We start from the raw sequence: 17,512 nt of genomic DNA, 5'->3' as shown, positions 1-17,512 counted from the left end.
GCAAGACTTTAGTTAAAACTATGACTTTAGATATAGATTTGTTATGCGCAAAGATCGCTTGTGAATAGACCGGCGCAAGGACCTCATAGCTTTGTTCCCTTTGTGCTAACCTCGACAGCAGAGGCGCTTGCTGCTTTTGTAATTCTTGTGATTCAGCCCTGCTGTTTACGAATCCGCCCCCAATCAATTTTCGATCCGTTTTCCCGATATGTTTAGTTACTTTCGTCGTTTCTCACCTGCCCTCAGGAGGGCGATCTTGGTAATAGCATGGGTCCATGTGGCGCAAATTCACGCCGTCGAGGGGCGGGTGCGTATTTCCCTCAACGAAGAATGGCGATTCATGAAGTATGAATCTGCCGATGTCGCGGATCGCCTCATTTACGACGTGCGCCCCGAGGTGACGGATGGAGAAGATGGTAAAGCAGCGGACGCGAAACCAACCGAAGCAGTCGAAGTGGAGGTAAAGGAACCTGTCCTCAAGGGGTGGATACTGCCGACCGCTAACGACTTTATCAAGGACCCTGAGAAACGCCACCAGCGTCCGGAAGGAACCCCGGGGAGCGACTTTCCGTACGTGCAACATGACTTTGACGACAGCGCTTGGGAGCAGGTTCGCTTGCCTCACGATTGGGCGATCCAAGGGCCATTTATGGAAGGCCCAGATACTCCGGTTGGCGGTGGAATGGGACGCCTGCCGAGCCCGGGAGTCGCTTGGTATCGGAGATCGTTGGACATTCCTGTTTCGGACGAGGGACGCTCAATCTTTTTGGATGTCGATGGGGCGATGTCCTATGCGATGGTGTGGTGCAACGGTCATCTGGTGGGTGGGTGGCCTTACGGTTACGCGTCTTGGCGGGTTGATTTGACGCCGTATTTGAACTTCGGAGAATCTAACCAATTGGCCATTCGTGTAGACAATCCGCCATACTCTTCACGCTGGTATCCCGGAGGCGGACTCTACCGCAATGTATGGTTGACCAAAACCCCTCAAGTTCACGTCGGACAATGGGGTACGCAAATGAACACGTACGACGTATCTAAATCGTCGGCAACTCTTAGCCTCAAGGTGACGATAGACAACGATGGTGAAGACGCTGCAAAGGCACTCGTATCAACCGAGGTATTTCGTTTGGACGCTTCGGGGAATCGAAGGAAGAAGGTGGGCTCGTTTCGAGAGCAGACAGGGATCGTGGAACAGGGATCGAGCCGGGTGTTTTCCAACTTCCTTACTATAACGAATCCGAAGCTGTGGGGTCCTTATCCGACGCAGACTCCCAATTTGCATGTTGCGGTCACCACGGTTGAAACAGCCGGAGGCCAGACCGACCGCTATGAGACGACTTTTGGCATTCGGGACCTTCGCATAGATGGGGACGAGGGTGTGTTCGTAAACGGCGAACGCATCTACCTGCAAGGGGCGAACCAGCATCACGACTTGGGTGCGTTGGGAGCGGCTTTCAATAAGCGGGCCGCGGAACGCCAGCTTGAGATCTTGCGAGAGATGGGATGCAATGCGATTCGCATCGCCCACAACCCGCCCGCCATGGAGTTGCTGGAATTGACCGACCGCATGGGCTTTTTGGTGGTCGACGAGATTTTCGATTGCTGGGAACGCAAAAAGACTCCTCTCGATTTTCATCTGATTTTCTCCGAGTGGAGCGAGCCGGATCTGCGATCCTTCATCCGCCGTGATCGCAACAATCCCTCGGTGATCATGTGGAGCATCGGAAACGAGGTCGGCGAGCAGTACACCGATGAAGCGGGAGCCGCGGTGGCTCAGCGCCTGCATGATATCGTAAAGGAGGAGGATCCAACGCGGCCGACCGCTGCTTCCTTCAACTATGCCAAGCCTCACATGCCGATCACGGCTGTGATGGATTCTATCAGCTTAAATTATCAAGGTGAAGGTATCCGAAACGCTCCGGCGTACGCTCACCTGAAAGGGATCAATACTCCGCCGCTGTATCCAGATTTTCATGAAAAGTATCGGAGGAAAATGATAGTAAGCAGTGAGAACGCCGCCGCGGTAAGCTCACGCGGCGAGTACCTCTTTCCAGTTGCTGAAGGTATCAGCGCTCCGGTGGCAGATGGATCGGGAGGCGATCCAATCACAGCGCAGGTCAGTTCCTATGAACTCTACACGGCTCCGTTTGGATCTTCGGCAGATAAAGTCCTGGCGTCTCTCGAGCGGCATCCTTACGTGGCGGGCGGATTTGTTTGGAGTGGTTGGGACTATTTGGGTGAACCGACGCCTTACTACTCTGCCCGCAGTTCTTACTTCGGAGTCATCGATCTAGCTGGCTTCAAGAAGGATCGTTTCTTTCTCTACCAGTCTCACTGGCGCCCGGATTATCCGATGGCTCATATTTTGCCGCATTGGAATTGGGAAGGACGAGAGGGAGAGGTCACTCCTGTTCATGTATTCACTTCTGGAGACGAAGCAGAGCTTTTCGTTAATGGAGAATCGCTCGGTCGGAAAGCGAAAGGAGAATTTGAATACAGACTTCGTTGGAACGATGTAGTGTACGAGCCGGGCGAACTTGAGGTCGTCGCTTACAAGGATGGCAAGAAATGGGCAGAGGGTCAGGTCGCAACCACTGGCAGTCCCAGCTCTTTGGAGCTCGAAGCAGATCGAACCAAAATATTGGCGGATGGAGAGGACCTGTCATTTGTTACGGTACGCATCCTCGATGGCGAAGGCCGCTTTGTGCGTAATGCGAACACGCCTTTAGAATTCGAGCTTGAAGGTCCCGGCGAGATTGTGGCAACGGACAATGGCGACCCGACTAGCCTTGTATCTTTCAAGTCGCTGGAACGGTCCGCCTTCAATGGGCTTTGCTTAGCTATTGTCCGTGCTGATCCGAACGCGAAAGGCACACTCAAGCTTCGGGTGTCGGGCGCTGGTTTGGAACCCGCCACCATCGCGATCAGGGCTGCGAACTAGACTTCAGGGGCGCTGGAGGATCTTGCTTCCGAAGCGCAAAATTTAGAACGATTAGTTTTGCCGAATATGCGGGCTCTCGTTTTTCTGGGTCCTTGAATCGATTTATCGATTCATCACGCAACCGACGTCGGGATACGACAACGATCATGGCGGTAATGATTCTTTGCCATGGCGTTTCGAGACCCGATGTCTCGCCCCAAACCTCGTTTCTTCTACCCCATGATCCCCGTCAGAAGTATACTCGTTTTCCAAATATCCCTCGCGCTTGGAGTCGCTCTGCACGCTGCGAACGACGACTCCAAGTTTCTATTGCCTGACGTTTTCGACTTCGTCCAGCTCTCCCCAGATGGAGGGCATGTGGCGATGGTTGAACGTCCGGTGGGCGGCGACGTGATCGTAAAGATCGCTGAAACCGATAACTTCAAGCTCGATCTGACTCATTTGAGCAACGGCAAAGGTGGCCACACGGATGTCACCGGCATGCGGTGGCTAAACAGTCAAAAGCTGATTCTTACCTCGAATCTCGATTCCGGCAACGGTCTTTACGTTTTTAGTTTGGGAGACAAATACCCGGAGCGATGGAAGAAAGAGGGGAAGCGATCTCTGTTAACGACGATTCGCGGCACTACTCGTTTTATCGTCAAAGAGACTTCCGAAGACGGCGAACCCGAGTGGTCGCGTCTGGTAGCTTACGATGCAGAGAAGGGGGAGTCGTCCGCGGAAACGATTTACGAAGTCAAATCCAAGACGCTGGAAGCTTTTTTTGATGCTGAGGGGAAGCTTCGCTTAGTCAAAAAAACTGGGGGCGAAGGAGAGACAGAAGCTTGGTTCCGCATTGGTGACGGTGGAGAAGAGCTCAAGCTGACTGGGCTGCAGCCTTGGGTGCGCGTATTCGGAGTTCATGGTACGAGCAGTCAGGTGGTTGCAGCCGGCGATTTTGGCGGGGACGGGTCTTCCCTTGTGGTGTACGATATCGACGCGGACAAGCTTACCAAAACGTTAACTTCGAATTCTTTGTATTCGTTTGGAGACTACGGAGATGTAGCCTTCGATGCCACGACGGGGAACATCGCTGGCTTTCACCTCCAGGGATTTCAGACGCAGAGCTTCTGGTTGAGCCCCAAGTACCAGAAGAACCAGCAACAGGTCGACGAGATCCTGGTGGGGTCCGTGAACCGTATCCTGGATTTGAGCTTAAGCGGAGATAGGGTTTTGGTGGAACGTACTTTTCCAATGTTGCCGCGCCAAGTCTGTTTGGTTCAGCACTCGCTTAAGTCTGTGTATGTAGTCGCAAACGGTGGCGGCAAGATCTCACCTGATGAGGTGGGCACGAACAAGCTCTTCAATATTCCGAATAGAGAGGGGGACATACTCTCGGTCGTAGTGACGACCCCCTCGGCATTTTCGGATGGGAAGGCACCTGTTCTGGTTTGGATCAGACCGCAAGTATGGGGAGGTTTGGATAGGTTGGAATGGTCGCCCGAAGCAAATTACTTCGCTGCTTCCGGTTCTATCGTAATACGAATAAACTATCGCGGAAGTGAAGGGCTGCTTGGGCCTTTAGCAGCGGACAAGAACACCAAGGATGGAGTGTCAAAGATGTTTCGTGACATCGAGGATGTGGTTGAGGCTTTCGTGGCAGCTGGAGTTGCAGATCCCGAAAAGGTAGCGATCGGAGGCGAAGGCGCTGGAGCATGGGCAGCCTCCTACGCTGGCAAGCTTTCGCCGAACAGGTACCGAGCGGTTCTGTGCATAAACGGTGTTTATGATATGGAGGCCGCTCTGGACGAGAAAACGGGGAATGATGCGAGAGCTGGAGTGGATTTACCATTTGCCTCGAGTTGGAGTGGGATGCCTCGAGAAGATGTACTTTCCTTTCAAACTGTGAGCGACATCGAAACGTATCCAAAGTTTGCATTCGTCTGCTACGGAAAATGGTCTCCCGGCGAAAATACCGCTCAAGCGACGCGATTCATCAAGACCCTGAAGAAGGCTGGAACGACGGTGAAACCATATTTTGGCGACTGGTACGGTGCCGGACTTGATGGAGTAAAACGTTTTGAAGCTTTTGATCGAGCACAGAGCGTTCTAAAAGCTGCATTCAAGTAGTTTTTCATTCGAGTTCCGGGCGAATGGCGACTGGAGGCGCCGGTCTAGTTGCATCAGTGTTCTGCATGGGTTGGTACTCCGACGATTGAGACGCGATGTACGAATGGTTCAAGCGTCGAGTTTTATGGGTTATCACCAGCCCCCTTTGAGATATCAAATTCGGGATCTCTATTTTGGAGCAATTACTGACGCTAGTTGTTCTCGAATATCGGGTGGCAGCAATTCGTTAGCCAACTTAATAGTCTCGTCGTTGGGGAACTGAACATCTAAGGAACGTGAAAGGAGAACTAAGCTGGCGACTGTGTTTGGAGTGAGAAAGCGAAGTGTATCTGTATCCAAATTTTCCATGGATTTCGAGAGCTGTTCCTTGGCTAGCTCGATGCGTTTGGTTCGAGCGAGCAGTATCGCTAGACTAACCCGGCGATCGGTAGGCAAGTTTCGAGCTGAGCGGCGGGAGAGATAGGGGATTAACGTTTCAAGTGTCTCTTCGAGTGCAACCCTGTTTTGTGAAGCGAGTTCGATGTTGGCAATGGCTCCGAGGGCGGCCGGACTGCGGGGATAGGCTTTGAGGCCTTCGCGCATTGCTCGATAGCTCCAACTCTCGCCGCCTTCGACAAAAAGGTCGGCTAAGCGGCTGAGTCTGAGTTCCTCTTCCTGCTCCGGTCCAAGCGCAAAGCTGCGAATCTCGAAGCTCGCGAAATCGCCGGTTTTGGGGGTCGAGTAGGCGAGTGGTTGGAGCCAGAGTGGGAAGTCCCACTCGCGTAATGACACTGCGAAGGCCGAGGGTGGCAGTATTTCGCCGGGGTCAACCCCCGTTCCAACTTGAACCATTCGATCGAGTATAGGATCCCACAGCGGCAGAACTATGTGGGTGATACCTTTGTCGTTGAGAAGGATGGTTGCCTCTTGGATCGTATTAGTGCTGAGGATACGTACTGCTGATCGGTACCCTTCTTCGTATCCATCGTCGCTAGAGAGGATAGTCCCAAACCCTCCATAGTAAGCGAGTAAGTTAGAAAATATGTGCGTGGACAGCACGACGGGGGTGTCTTCTCCGCGTCTTTCGTTTAGCCAGTAGGAATAGTCGCGGCCTACAAGAGCTTGTTTGTCAGACTGCGAGAGGTTTTCTGCTGCACTTCCATTTGCCGTTTCCGGGTAGCCGAGCAGCAGCCCTGGCACGAGTAGAAGGAGGATCGCGAATCGCGGTAGCAGTTTGCTTTGTTTCCAAGTTTTCGCGTCCGCGAGCAAGCTGACCACGAGAGCAAGAGAAAACGCATTGAAGAGATTCCACCAGCGAAGCTCAAAGTAGCCGAGGATTAGTGCTAGCAGGACAGCAACCAAAGCGAGCGCGATCTGGGTCGATCTGGCGGTATTGCTTCTGTTTTGTACCATTCGTAGTCCGGCAACAAATACTAGAGCTGCAGGAAGCAGTGTGGTGAACTTAGCAGCTCCTTGTCCTTTCTCGTTGATCCATGTGCCTAGGCTCGAGGCTATGGTGCCGTTGGGGTGATTAGCCAGCTCCCGGGCGTAGAAATCCGCCGCGAGGAGAGAGCCGGATTCGCTGATTGCTCCAACAATCGGCCAAATGAGCAGAGCCAAGGATGACATACCCAGTAATGTGAGGCTGACCTTGCCGAGCCCGCTTCTCCCATGCTTCAGCAGTAAAGAAAAGTTGCGTAAGAATTCTCCAAATCCGAGGGCGATGAGTGCCTGTATTGGATTTACGGAGTTAAGTGACAGAGAGAGGTACTCGGGTAGTTTTTCGAATAAACCTCCCATCAGGATCACTGCTGCAGCAGAAGAGCCCCAAACTCTCCAGCCGTTGGCCCGAGGAGAAAAAGTTGCATGCTCTCGGGAACGTAGGAACTCGCTCGCCAGCCCGCCAAGAAAGAGGGAGAGCAGGACCGGCATGCCGCTGCTTGCGTCGGTCCAGACGCCCAAGCCTGAGATGGCGCCCGCGCAAACGAAGTGTAAATTGGGTCTGCCAATCCGCTTGTTTTCTTGCAAGGCTGCGAGGAGAGGAAGAATTCCAGCTAGGGCGAGCACCCAGGAAAGGGAGTGTGGATCAGGGGCGCCCGGTTGAAAATTGGCGGCGAGTGGAAAAATGGATACGCAGGCGAGGCTGTACCCAACGGAAGCTAAGCTTCCGAAATAGCGCGCAGAATAGACTGAGCCAAAGACGAGCATCAATGCGAGTAGTGCAGGGTCGGCCCAGAGAGTGCCTCGCTCTATAGAATACCCTAGGGATTCCCCGTTGGCCAAGGAGTGTAACCAACCGACAGATATAAGCCAAAGCCGGTAAGGAGAGGTGCGGTCGATTGTGCGTCCGTCGGGCATCGCGTCGTATGTGACCTCGCGAATACGAAGATTGCCCGTGTGGGCAGCTTCTTGGGCCTCTATTATCCAGAAATAACTAGCATTGTGGTGTCCCGGGATAATCAGAGAACGCTGTCCGTGTTCGAATCCGGTGGGGCTCTGCGGGTCTATCTCTGGTCGGTCGGCTGACCAGGTCGGGGTGCTGCTTATCTCAAGGACTCGATCGATGCGTCGTTCTGTGGCTGTCCAGTGAATGGCAAACGCAATGACAAGGGCAATCCACCATGCGTGGGGGAGGAATTTTTTGAGTGAGCTTGGCGTGTCGGAGGAGGTAGCGGACATCGTTGAAAGGGAGTGTTTTTGGTGTCGGAGCTTGGCGATCTTTGGACGTTTCCTAGCCCTTGACTCGACTGGTTTACCTCGGTTCAGTCAACGAGGATTATGAATGAAGGTTTGAAGACTACCCAGCCTCTCACAACCAATGCGAGCATGAAAGCGTTACTACCTATAGTGTTGATGGCAAGTTCCTTGCAAGCGAATGAACCTTCGATTGTACCATTCTCCGAACGGTCTGTCCAAGGCGATGAAACGATGTTCACGGAACTGAGTCCAGAGCTCACTGGAATCGTAACCAGTAACCGTTACGACGACCCGCGAATGTGGGGTAGCCTTCATAGCGAATATAACGTTGGAGCAATTGGAACCGGAGTCGCTATTGGCGATTACGACAACGATGGAAAGCCAGATCTTTTCGTGGTGAGCAAAGTGGAATCCGGGCGATTGTTTCGAAATCTCGGGGGGTGGAAATTCGAAGATGTCACGGTAGCTGCTGGTCTCGAGGATAACAGCGGGATTTGGAAGCAGGGGGTATCGTTTGTGGATGTCGATAATGACGGACTACTCGATTTGTACATCTGCCGCTTCGACGCGCCTAACCTGTTGTATATGAATCTTGGAGACGGTAGTTTTAGAGAAGAAGCAGAGCGGCGTGGTCTCGCTGTGGTCGATTCTTCGGGGATGGGTTGCTTTGCCGATTTCGATCGCGATGGTTGGCTGGACGTTTACATACAGACTAATATTTTGGATTCGGTAGCGAATATTGAAGGGCAACGAGATTATTTGTTTCGCAACCGGGGTGACGGAACCTTCGAAGACGTGACAAATGCCGCGGGAATTTTGAAGCGGCGAACGCAAGGCCACTCCGCGACTTGGTGGGATCAGAACCACGATGGCTGGCCGGATTTGTATGTTGCGAACGACTTTGCTCCGGCAGATATATTGTATCGAAACAATGGCGACGGCACCTTTTACAACGCGATCGACGAAGCATTGCCACATACGCCATTCTCCTCAATGGGGGCAGACTTGGGAGACATTGATAACGACGGAGATGTCGATTTTTTCGTGACGGATATGGCGGGTGTTACTCATGAGTTTTCCCAGCGAGGCTTAGTCGATACGCGAGGCATGTTACCAGACAGCGAAAATCTTAAACTGAATACCGCAATACAAGTGCACAGCAATGCACTGTATCTGAATACGCGAACCGAACGTAGTATGGAGGTAGCTCACCTCGCGGGTTTGGAAGGAACGAATTGGACATGGTCCACTCGCTTTGAAGACCTCGATAGTGACGGGCGTCTTGATTTATTCGTTACCAATGGGATGGACCGAGAGCACAACAATCTCGATTTTATAGTCAAGAAGCTGAAAGCGACGAATGTTATGCAACGTATCCAAATTACCAAGATGAGCCCAGTTCTCTCCCAAACGAATTTGGCATACGTCAATCGAGGCGATCTGGTTTTTGAAGAAGTTGGAGAAAAATGGGGGCTCGATAAGTTTGGGGTGAGCTTTGGGTCGGCATTTGGCGACTTGGATGGTGATGGAGACTTAGACTTGGTCTTTTCTAATTATAAAGAGGGAGCGACCGTGTTGCGAAATGACAACGAGCAGGGGAATAACATTGTGATTGCCCTGCGAGGAGTTGATTCAAATCGCTATGGTATAGGAGCTAGGATCGAAGCGACTACAGCAAAGGGCACTCAGGCGCGTCAGCTGGTATTGGCACGTGGTTATCTTTCCACGAGTGAACCGGTCGCCCACTTTGGATTGGGAGCGGAAGCCGAGGTCGAGGAGTTGAGAATATTCTGGCCGAGTGGAGGCGTTCAAAGCGTAAGAAATCTGAAGGCAGGATATCGATATACGATCGAGGAAGTGAGCGGAGTGATCGCTGGCGAAGAGGTCGATGCGCTGGTTGCTAACCCCTTATTTGAGCAGGTTGGTAATCGTCTAGGATTGGAAGTGAAAAAAACTGAGGAAGTTTTGGAGGGAACCGTGACGCAGCCGCTCCTGTATCGCGGTTTCAACCGTAGAGGGCCTGGATTAGCTGTTGGTGACTTGAACGGTAACGGGAGGGACGAAATCGTATTTGCGGCTACGGCAAAGGATGGTGCCAAGGTGCTTGTCGCCAAGGAGGAAGTATATGAAGATTTGAATACGGGTGAGCTTTCCATGCCTCCTCCTATAAATGGTGGGGCTCCGCTTATTTTCGATGCGAATGGGGATGGCCTCAACGACTTGCTCCTGACGGCGGGAGGCGCAGCGCTTATGGGTGAAGAGCCGGAATATCAGCCAACACTTTGGATCAACGATGGAAAGGGATTTTTTTCGCGCGCTGCAAAGGGGATGTTGCCCGAGGTGCCGATCAGTGTAGGAGCGGCAGTCGCGGCTGATTTTGATAGGAACGGTACCTTGGATGTCTTCTTGGGGGGACGATTGTATCCGGGTTTTTATCCGGAACCTGCCATCAGTGCATTGCTGTCTCGAAAAGGAAACAGGTTCGAGAATATAATTGATGACATGAATCCAGATCTCGCGGAGATCGGTTTAGTCACGTCGGCGTTAGCAAGCGATGTGGACAACGATGGCTGGATCGATCTTATCCTGACTTTGGAATGGGGCGGCGTGCTTGCGTTTAGAAATATCGAAGGCGAAATATTTGAGAATGTATCCGATAAGTGGGGATTTGATTCTGCAGGTCTTGGCTTGTGGACTTCTGTTGCTTCAGGTGACTTCAACAAAGATGGAAGACTGGATTATGTCCTAGGTAATCAAGGATTGAATACTATCTTTTCGGCGAGTCGGGAATTCCCCATGCACTTGTATTCAGGCGATTTTGCAGGGAGCGGAAATCCTCAACTTATCCTGTCGTATAATGTAGAAGGCGAAATTTTGCCCGTCTTTGGACGAACTGAGATTGCGGCGAAGATACCCCAAGTTCTAAAGAGTTTCCCATCCAACGATGTCTATGCTGCCTCTACTGTAGAAGAGATCTTCGGAGCGAACGAAATTGAGAAAGCCCAGCTCTACAGTGCAAATGAGCTACGAAGTGGTGTATTAATGAGTCAAAAAGCTGGAGGATTTTCTTTCATTCCATTGCCTCGTTTGGCTCAGGCTTTTCCGGCGCAGGGAATCGCTGTGGCGGACTTCAACGGTGATGGATCGCAGGATTTGGCGCTTGTCGGCAATGACTACTCTGCAAATCCTACTCTGGGTCGTTTCGACGGCGGTCTGGGCTATATTTTGCTGGGAGATGGATGTGGAGATTTCGAACCTCTGTCTTTACTGAAAAGTGGATTTTCTGTGCCTGGGAACGTCAAGGCCTTAGTGGTGGCTGATTTCGATGGGGATGCTCGTCCGGATTTGTTGGCTAGTCGGAACAACCAAGAGAGCTTGGCGTTCTTGAATCGATCGGATGGAACGCGAGCTGTAGCGCTCCAGCTGCGTGGAAAGGAGGGCAATCCAAACGGGGTCGGCAGTCGGATCGAGCTCGTTTCCGAAAGTCGGATCGTGCAGGTTTGGGAAGTGAGTGCAGGTGGTGGATACGCCAGCCAATCATCCGCGACAGTGTTTCTGACTATCCCGGACGAAGCTTCTCACGATGCAGAACTTAGAATTCGTTGGCCGAATGGCGTTTCTGCTAGGTTAGAGGTGCCACCCGCTGGTGGCTATATTTTCGTGAGCGAGGAAGGTGCGCTTTAGCGGACTAAGTCGCGATCCACATCGGTCTCCTCTTTCCAGCCGATGACTGTGTCCTTCGCCACAAATACCCTAACTAAACGTTTTTCAGTGGTGGTTTGTGGACGATAGACTGCTTCGGTAATGGTTCTTTCGATACCGGTGATGGGGTCGACGTACGGTATTTCTTGGGTATCGACGCCGACCATATCGACTCTGGATTTCGTGAAGTCGTAGGTCCAAATCTCTACATTTGGGTCGGGTTCGTAGGGCTCTATGCTGATAGGCTCGCCCAACGCGGCGACTAGGTCCGCAGTCGAGCTTCCTTTGGTTACGTCCAGTATCGCTCCAGTCACTTCTTTGCCTTCACCGAGGCCAGCAGTTGAACAGCCGGTTAAGAACGCGAAATATATTATTAGGGCGGATAGATATAAGGACGATTTTTGTTTCATTGTTTTGGAAACGGAATGGGCTGACGGAGCTAAGTTCTGCTAGACTGCTAATCCTTTTGTTCGAAAGGGATGCCAGCTGTTCTTATATGGTAGAGGTCAGAAATCTGAGCGGATGTATTCAAATAGTGTATAAAAGTGTCGAGACGATTTCATGCTATTGATTGAATGACACCAGCGAACTTTTAGCGAGTTTAGTTTTTTGTAGGAGAGGGGTGTTTTGTTGACAAAAAAAGCTCCCCGCCTTGCGGCAGGGAGCTTGGATTTAAAGCGTATTGTTTTCTCGCTAGAACGAGAATGTATTCGTGAGGTACCACTCCTGCGTTGGAGCAATGCGAGCTCCCGCAATCGTGTGATCCTCGTCTGGCTGGACTGCTATGGGGATCAACTTTTCATCTGCAAAGGCGTTGCGGATGTTTAGCTGAACCTTCCAGTCGATCCTGTCGTTGAGCGGCCTGGAGTAGCTTGCCCATAGATCGATGAAGTCTTCGCTTGGGCCGTATATCGGATCCTCCAGGTCGTAGGTGTATTCCGTATCAGTGAGAGGAATCAAAGGATAGCCGATCGCTACCTTATCCTGCCAACGGTAAGATCCACCTATGCCGAGACCCTTGAATTTACCATCGGTGAAGTTGTAGTTACCTACGATGTTGTAGCGCCACTTACGCAGTTCGGGAACTGCAGTGCCTTCCTGCAACTTCATGAGCGTGTACTGCGACATGAAGCTATTCCAGCCTCCAGCGTTGATGACTGGATTATAACCACCCCACATAGGCATCTCACCCGCGATGGTTCCTCTCAAAAGAGGGTCGAGGTATTCGATAAACTCATTCAGTGTATCACCACCAACGTTTGAGTTCACCACCTCGGACTTGGAGGCATTGAAGGAAAGTCGGAGATTTTCGATTGGATTTGCAGTGAACTCGAACTCGTAACCTTCGGAAACTACGTCGGCAGTGACCTCGAGGTTTGGTGGAGCAACTGCTGCGTAGTCTCTGACTTGCGATGGATCTGGTGTGTACTGAGCAGCAGCGTTTGGAGGATTGCTATCGTCCAAAGAGGCGGCGTAGGTCGAACGATTCGTGAGCTTGTCGAGCGGGACGAGGTTGGTTAACTGCCACGCGTCTAGGAAGCCAGAGGCATCCAAGTCACGCTGGATCTGGTTCCAGGTCTCGATCATCTCGTCTTCGAGTGCCATTTCCTCGGGTGACCCAGTCTCTACAACCCATTGGCGATTGTCGGCCGGATCGTCTTGAGGACCGTAGACAGAAGACAGCCAAGCACGACCTGCGTTTGCCTGACTGACTTCACGAACATTGTAGTCATATGCCGACATCTTGTAGAGGAACACGTTTCTCCAAGTGAGACCTCTGCGGATAATGCCACCGATGTCTCCCTTGTTTCCGAGGGGGGCGGTGGCGTTGTTGGCATTGGACTCGTATTTGATAGCTCTGAACGAGTACTTACCGTCCTTGGTGCCCAGAGTGATGCCAACGTCTCTGGTATCTCCCGATGGATTAGCGATTGGGTTAGCGTAGATGTCACGTCGCACCTCACCAACTCGGAAGTTGCTGGACTCATTGTAAGAGAGGCTCACGTTGATCGGTAGAGGATCGTTCTCGAGGATCTTGTTGAGGTGCAATACCGCACCCCACGAGGTCGTTTGATCCTCGAAAGTCGCTGCAGGATCGTATTCGGGGAGGAAGTACGAATCTGGCGACAGATCGTAGGTACCGGTGCCGTTGCCGCTAACTGCCGCATCAGAGCGAGACTTCACCTCGTCTTTTCTCCAGCCGAAGGTCCCGACAAGCGATTCATTCCACAGGTGGCCCTGCCACGTCGCTGCGACGGAGCTGATTTCCCGCTGGGTCATGTTGGCGCCAGTGATTAGGCCAGGATCGGCTCCATTGTCATAGCTGCGGATACCAATGTTGCGCGAACGCGTCCAACCAACGTAATTAGCAGGATTGGAACGTTGTTGCCAGCCGATCTCCTCATCTGGAGGTGTGTCGCTCATCGCTACGTCACCCATAGGACCGACCCATGGGTCGTCCCATGATACGCCGGCCGGAGGGTTCCAGATCGTCTCGAAAGTCTGGATCGGGATTTCGCCTCTCCAGTCGATGACCGATCGTAGCCTGTCGATATTCGCTCCAGAGGCGGAGCTGAGGTTTGCGACAGAATCGTCGAGATAGATAATCGAGGTAGGAGCACGGTCAGCAAACTGGGTTCTTGAACCATCGTTTTTATTCCAGAATCCCTGCCAAGCTTGGGTGGCAGCCTTGTTTCTCCAGCTCATATTCTCGTAGGTGTAGTCTTCTTCCGTCCCTACAAGATTGAAGAGATGCTTTCCAAGCAGCTTCGTCATGAAACTGTCGCTTTCGAAGACATCGCTTGCGCGAAGCTCGGCAAAAGCCGATGCGCGCTTATTTTCGCGCGAGCTGTCGAAGTTGGAACCGCTTCCGCCGTTAGATGTGATGAAAGGCCTGCCAAGATTAGGGTTCGCAGTACCGTCTTGGAAGGTTTCTGTAAGATCAACACTGATCGCTGTGCCGTAACCGAGAAGGCCATTGCCTCCACGGTTGTAGTCTTGCTTGTCATAGGTGAGGTTGACCCCAATGCGATTGTTCAGGAAGGTCTGCGATAAATCGAGATTTAAGGCATCCCAGCTTCCCCATTCGGACTTGTTGGGGCCATCGATCAACTTGTTGTTGAAGTCGAAGACCGTAGGGTCCATGAGAGACTGTCCTCGGTAGAGACCGTACTCTTCAAAATTCCAGCCTCCGGTGTCCGCTGCTGAATTCAGAGAGGTGATTCCGAAAAACGGTTCCGCGTAGCGTCTTCCGGCAAGGCTTTCCGCAGTGCCGCCGACTGAACCGTCAGACTGGATCGCTCCAAGGTTAACGGGACCCATCTTGGCATCGTACAGTTGACCAGTCGCTCCATCGAAGGTGAAGAATGGCGACTGTTGCCCACCGAATGCTTGGACCCACGCGTGGTCGCGGGTGCCTACGAAGTCGGCCTGTGTGTCATAGACATTTGCAGAGGTCCACTTACCTAGACCTCCCAGTGGATTGGTATCCTCATCATACCCGAGAGGCCGGTACCATGCGGTGATACTATCGAGCGGTGGGGTGTTGCGAGGACGATTGGCATCAAGGTCGCCGTTTTCGTACTTCGCGCGTATAGTCGTCTTCATGCCGTCGCCGCCGAAGTTAGGCTCCCAGCGGACGGCTGTGTACAGACGGGTGTCATCTTCGAACGCGGGATCTTGTTTGTACTTTTTAGCATCGCGAAGCGCGGCAACGCGAATTGCCAGTTGGTCTTCGAGTAGCACTCGGTTCAGGTTTATGCTGGTACGGAGGTTCCCGTAGGAGCCAAAGCGAAGGTCTACTTTCCCGTCATCCTGGAATGCTGCATCGGAGAAGGTCGCGTTAACGATACCTGCTGGCGAACCTAGTCCGAAGAGCATGGAGTTCGCGCCGCGCTGGATGTCGACGCGATCGACGGCGTAGGAGTCCCATGGAATGTCCGTGCCGAAGTAGTCGCGCGTATTGTCGGCTCCGGAGAGGCCACGGATACGGGAGTTGCTAACTGGGTTTCGAAGCGTGCCAGAGTCGTCGATGGACCCAGAAGCATTAAGTCCTAGGTAGGTGCCTTGCGTGCCGGAAACTTCGGCGTTAGTGGTGTACTGAAGGAGTGTACCTCCGTCTGTCGCTCCGATGTCCTTTAGGAACTGGTCGGTGTAGACAGAGATGGCGGAGCCAACGTCCTTCAAGTCTGTGCGGATACGAGTGCCAGCTAGGGTGCTGCTCGCTCGGTATCCCTCGTTTCCCTCACTTGTGACTTCGAAGGGACTTAGCTCGAAGACGTCGCCTTCATCCTCCTCTGATTCACTTTGGGAGAATGCGAACGGCGCACATCCGAGGAGCCCGAGAGCAAAAGCGATCCGCAGGGATCGCCGTCTATCAAGTGCTTTGATGTCTGTAGCTATACGATACATAGTTGTAGCTTGGTTTTTTGGGTATGGGTTCGTTTGTTTTTCGTGACGGCTGACGGAGTGTCTAGCGTCGATGAAAGGGATGCATCTAAGGAGGGATGCTGGATTGGGATATGCGGTACCTAGCACGTTCCCGATAAGGTCAGAGCCGCACATATAAGGGGTATAGTGGTATCTACTTAGGCTTTTGGTTTTTCGGCCTTGCTAGTATGAGGCAAGAAGAGGCAGGGGGAGAGTTTCTAAATCGTTTTTTGGTGGAAGGCTAAAAAACTAATAAAACCTCAGTAATCAGGAATTTTTAACAGAATCAAATGGAGGTTTATTAGACGTTGAAACAGGGGGGTATGTAGGTAGAGATACAGGAGGTATGACCAAAGATATAGGAATGAGGCGAATTTATCAATACTACCCCAAAAAGATGACACGGGTGCTGGAACTGGGAAGAGTTGGTGAGTTAGACGTTGACTCGTCGAATTGGTTTGGGCGTGTTATTCCTAGTCGAACTTTTGATTTTGAACCGATGAGTGTAAGGAAAATTGCTAAGACGCTGGAACTCTCTCCATCCACTGTATCGCTCGCGCTGCGCAGCAGTCCCAAGATATCGGAAGAGACTCGGGACAAGGTTTTGAAGGAAGCTACTCGCTTGGGATATCGGCCCAATGCCAAGCTCAACGAATTGATGAGCCACCTGCGCCTCAACAGCACGGGGCCCAATGTGGCTTGTTTCGGGGTGGTCTCCTTCTACGACACGCTAAGGCCGTGGGAGCGTTCCAAGCACCTTTCTTATATTTACGAAGCGATGCAGGCCCGCGGCGAGGCTTTGGGGTATCGGCTCGAATCGCTCGGTTTGAAAGCTCCGGGGATGACCCCCGCTCGCTTTCGCTCGGTGCTAGATGCCCGCGGTATCCAGGGGCTTCTCTGCTTCGGAAGTCCCAACGTAGAGGAGGAATTCCCCAATGAGTTGGATCACTACGCTGTGGTGACCGTGGGTTTGAGTATCTCCACGCCGCTGCATCGGGTCACGAGTCACTTTTTCAACGATCTTTACCGCACCTTGGACAAGCTGCATAGGATAGGGTATAGACGTCCGGGGTTGCTGCTCAACGAGTACGAGGAGGGGAGAACGGCCCATGTCTACCCCAGCGCTTATCTCGGCTGGTGCGAGCATGTGTTGGGTAATCCTTTGCTGATGCCAATTTTGCGAACTTCGGAGGTGAGTGCCGAGCGAACTTTGGAGTGGTTTCGCAGCAATCGACCAGATGTAATTGTCTGCGTTCACCATCGCAGGGAAGTGGAAAAACTGCAGAAGATTCTACAAAGCAACGGGATAAGCGTGCCTAGAGATGTGGGTATCGCCGCTGTGACACAGCTTTTGGAAGGCACCGAGCTCTCAGGCATGCAGCAGAACCAAAGGCTTATGGGCGAGTGGGCGGTCGAGCTCTTAGCCTCCCGAATAATGAACCAAAACTTTGGGATTCCCGATAACCCTCGTATCGAGCTGGTAGAAAGCGAGTGGATAGAAGGTACGACGCTTCTGTCCGGGAAGTGGAACTAGCTGGGAATGAGCGCAGCCGTGAGGCGTGACGTTGCGTTCAGCTTGTTTTCTTGCATTTTTTCTCGCGAAACCTCTACTGGCGGCTCGATTTTTTGTAGCTTGCCAAGTGGGAGATCCAT

The 17,512-nt window shown here is 52.3% G+C and carries 7 protein-coding genes; 4 read left to right on the top strand and 3 right to left on the bottom strand.

What is annotated here, in order from left to right:
- The first annotated feature begins 208 nt into the window (after nt 1-208).
- Together galB and QEH53_RS19765 are read left to right on the top strand one after the other, a co-directional pair.
- Nucleotides 209-2,944 (top strand): beta-galactosidase GalB, encoded by a 2,736-nt coding sequence (gene galB, locus QEH53_RS19770; RefSeq protein ID WP_309024951.1) that lies wholly within the window; start codon nt 209-211, stop codon nt 2,942-2,944.
- A 219-nt stretch (nt 2,945-3,163) separates the two neighbouring features.
- Complete coding sequence (locus tag QEH53_RS19765) at nt 3,164-5,053, top strand: prolyl oligopeptidase family serine peptidase (RefSeq protein ID WP_309024950.1); 1,890 nt, start codon at nt 3,164-3,166, stop codon at nt 5,051-5,053.
- A 168-nt stretch (nt 5,054-5,221) separates the two neighbouring features.
- On the opposite strand, the gene QEH53_RS19760 is transcribed toward QEH53_RS19765, so the two are convergent.
- Nucleotides 5,222-7,711 (bottom strand): hypothetical protein, encoded by a 2,490-nt coding sequence (locus tag QEH53_RS19760; RefSeq protein WP_309024949.1) that lies wholly within the window; start codon nt 7,709-7,711, stop codon nt 5,222-5,224.
- A 174-nt stretch (nt 7,712-7,885) separates the two neighbouring features.
- On the opposite strand from QEH53_RS19760, the gene QEH53_RS19755 reads away from it, so the two are divergent.
- A complete protein-coding gene (locus QEH53_RS19755; protein WP_309024948.1) occupies nt 7,886-11,413 on the top strand; it encodes an FG-GAP-like repeat-containing protein in 3,528 nt (1,175 codons plus the stop codon).
- On the opposite strand, the gene QEH53_RS19750 is transcribed toward QEH53_RS19755, so the two are convergent.
- Nucleotides 11,410-11,841 (bottom strand): hypothetical protein, encoded by a 432-nt coding sequence (locus QEH53_RS19750; protein ID WP_309024947.1) that lies wholly within the window; start codon nt 11,839-11,841, stop codon nt 11,410-11,412. The two genes, QEH53_RS19755 and QEH53_RS19750, sit on opposite strands and share 4 nt — an antisense overlap.
- A 283-nt stretch (nt 11,842-12,124) precedes the next feature.
- Nucleotides 12,125-15,841, bottom strand: a complete 3,717-nt coding sequence (locus QEH53_RS19745) for a TonB-dependent receptor plug domain-containing protein (protein ID WP_309024946.1) — start codon at nt 15,839-15,841, stop codon at nt 12,125-12,127.
- Nucleotides 15,842-16,358: 517 nt separating this feature from the next.
- Between QEH53_RS19745 and QEH53_RS19740 the strand changes: the two genes are divergently transcribed.
- Nucleotides 16,359-17,393: a LacI family DNA-binding transcriptional regulator gene (locus QEH53_RS19740; RefSeq protein WP_309024945.1), complete on the top strand. Its 1,035-nt coding sequence runs from the start codon at nt 16,359-16,361 to the stop codon at nt 17,391-17,393.
- Nucleotides 17,394-17,512 lie beyond the last annotated feature (119 nt).

Source organism: Pelagicoccus sp. SDUM812002 (assembly GCF_031127835.1).
GTDB lineage: Bacteria > Verrucomicrobiota > Verrucomicrobiia > Opitutales > Opitutaceae > Pelagicoccus.
Note: the sequence above shows the minus strand (reverse complement) of the source record. Positions and strands in the feature narration are given on the sequence as shown.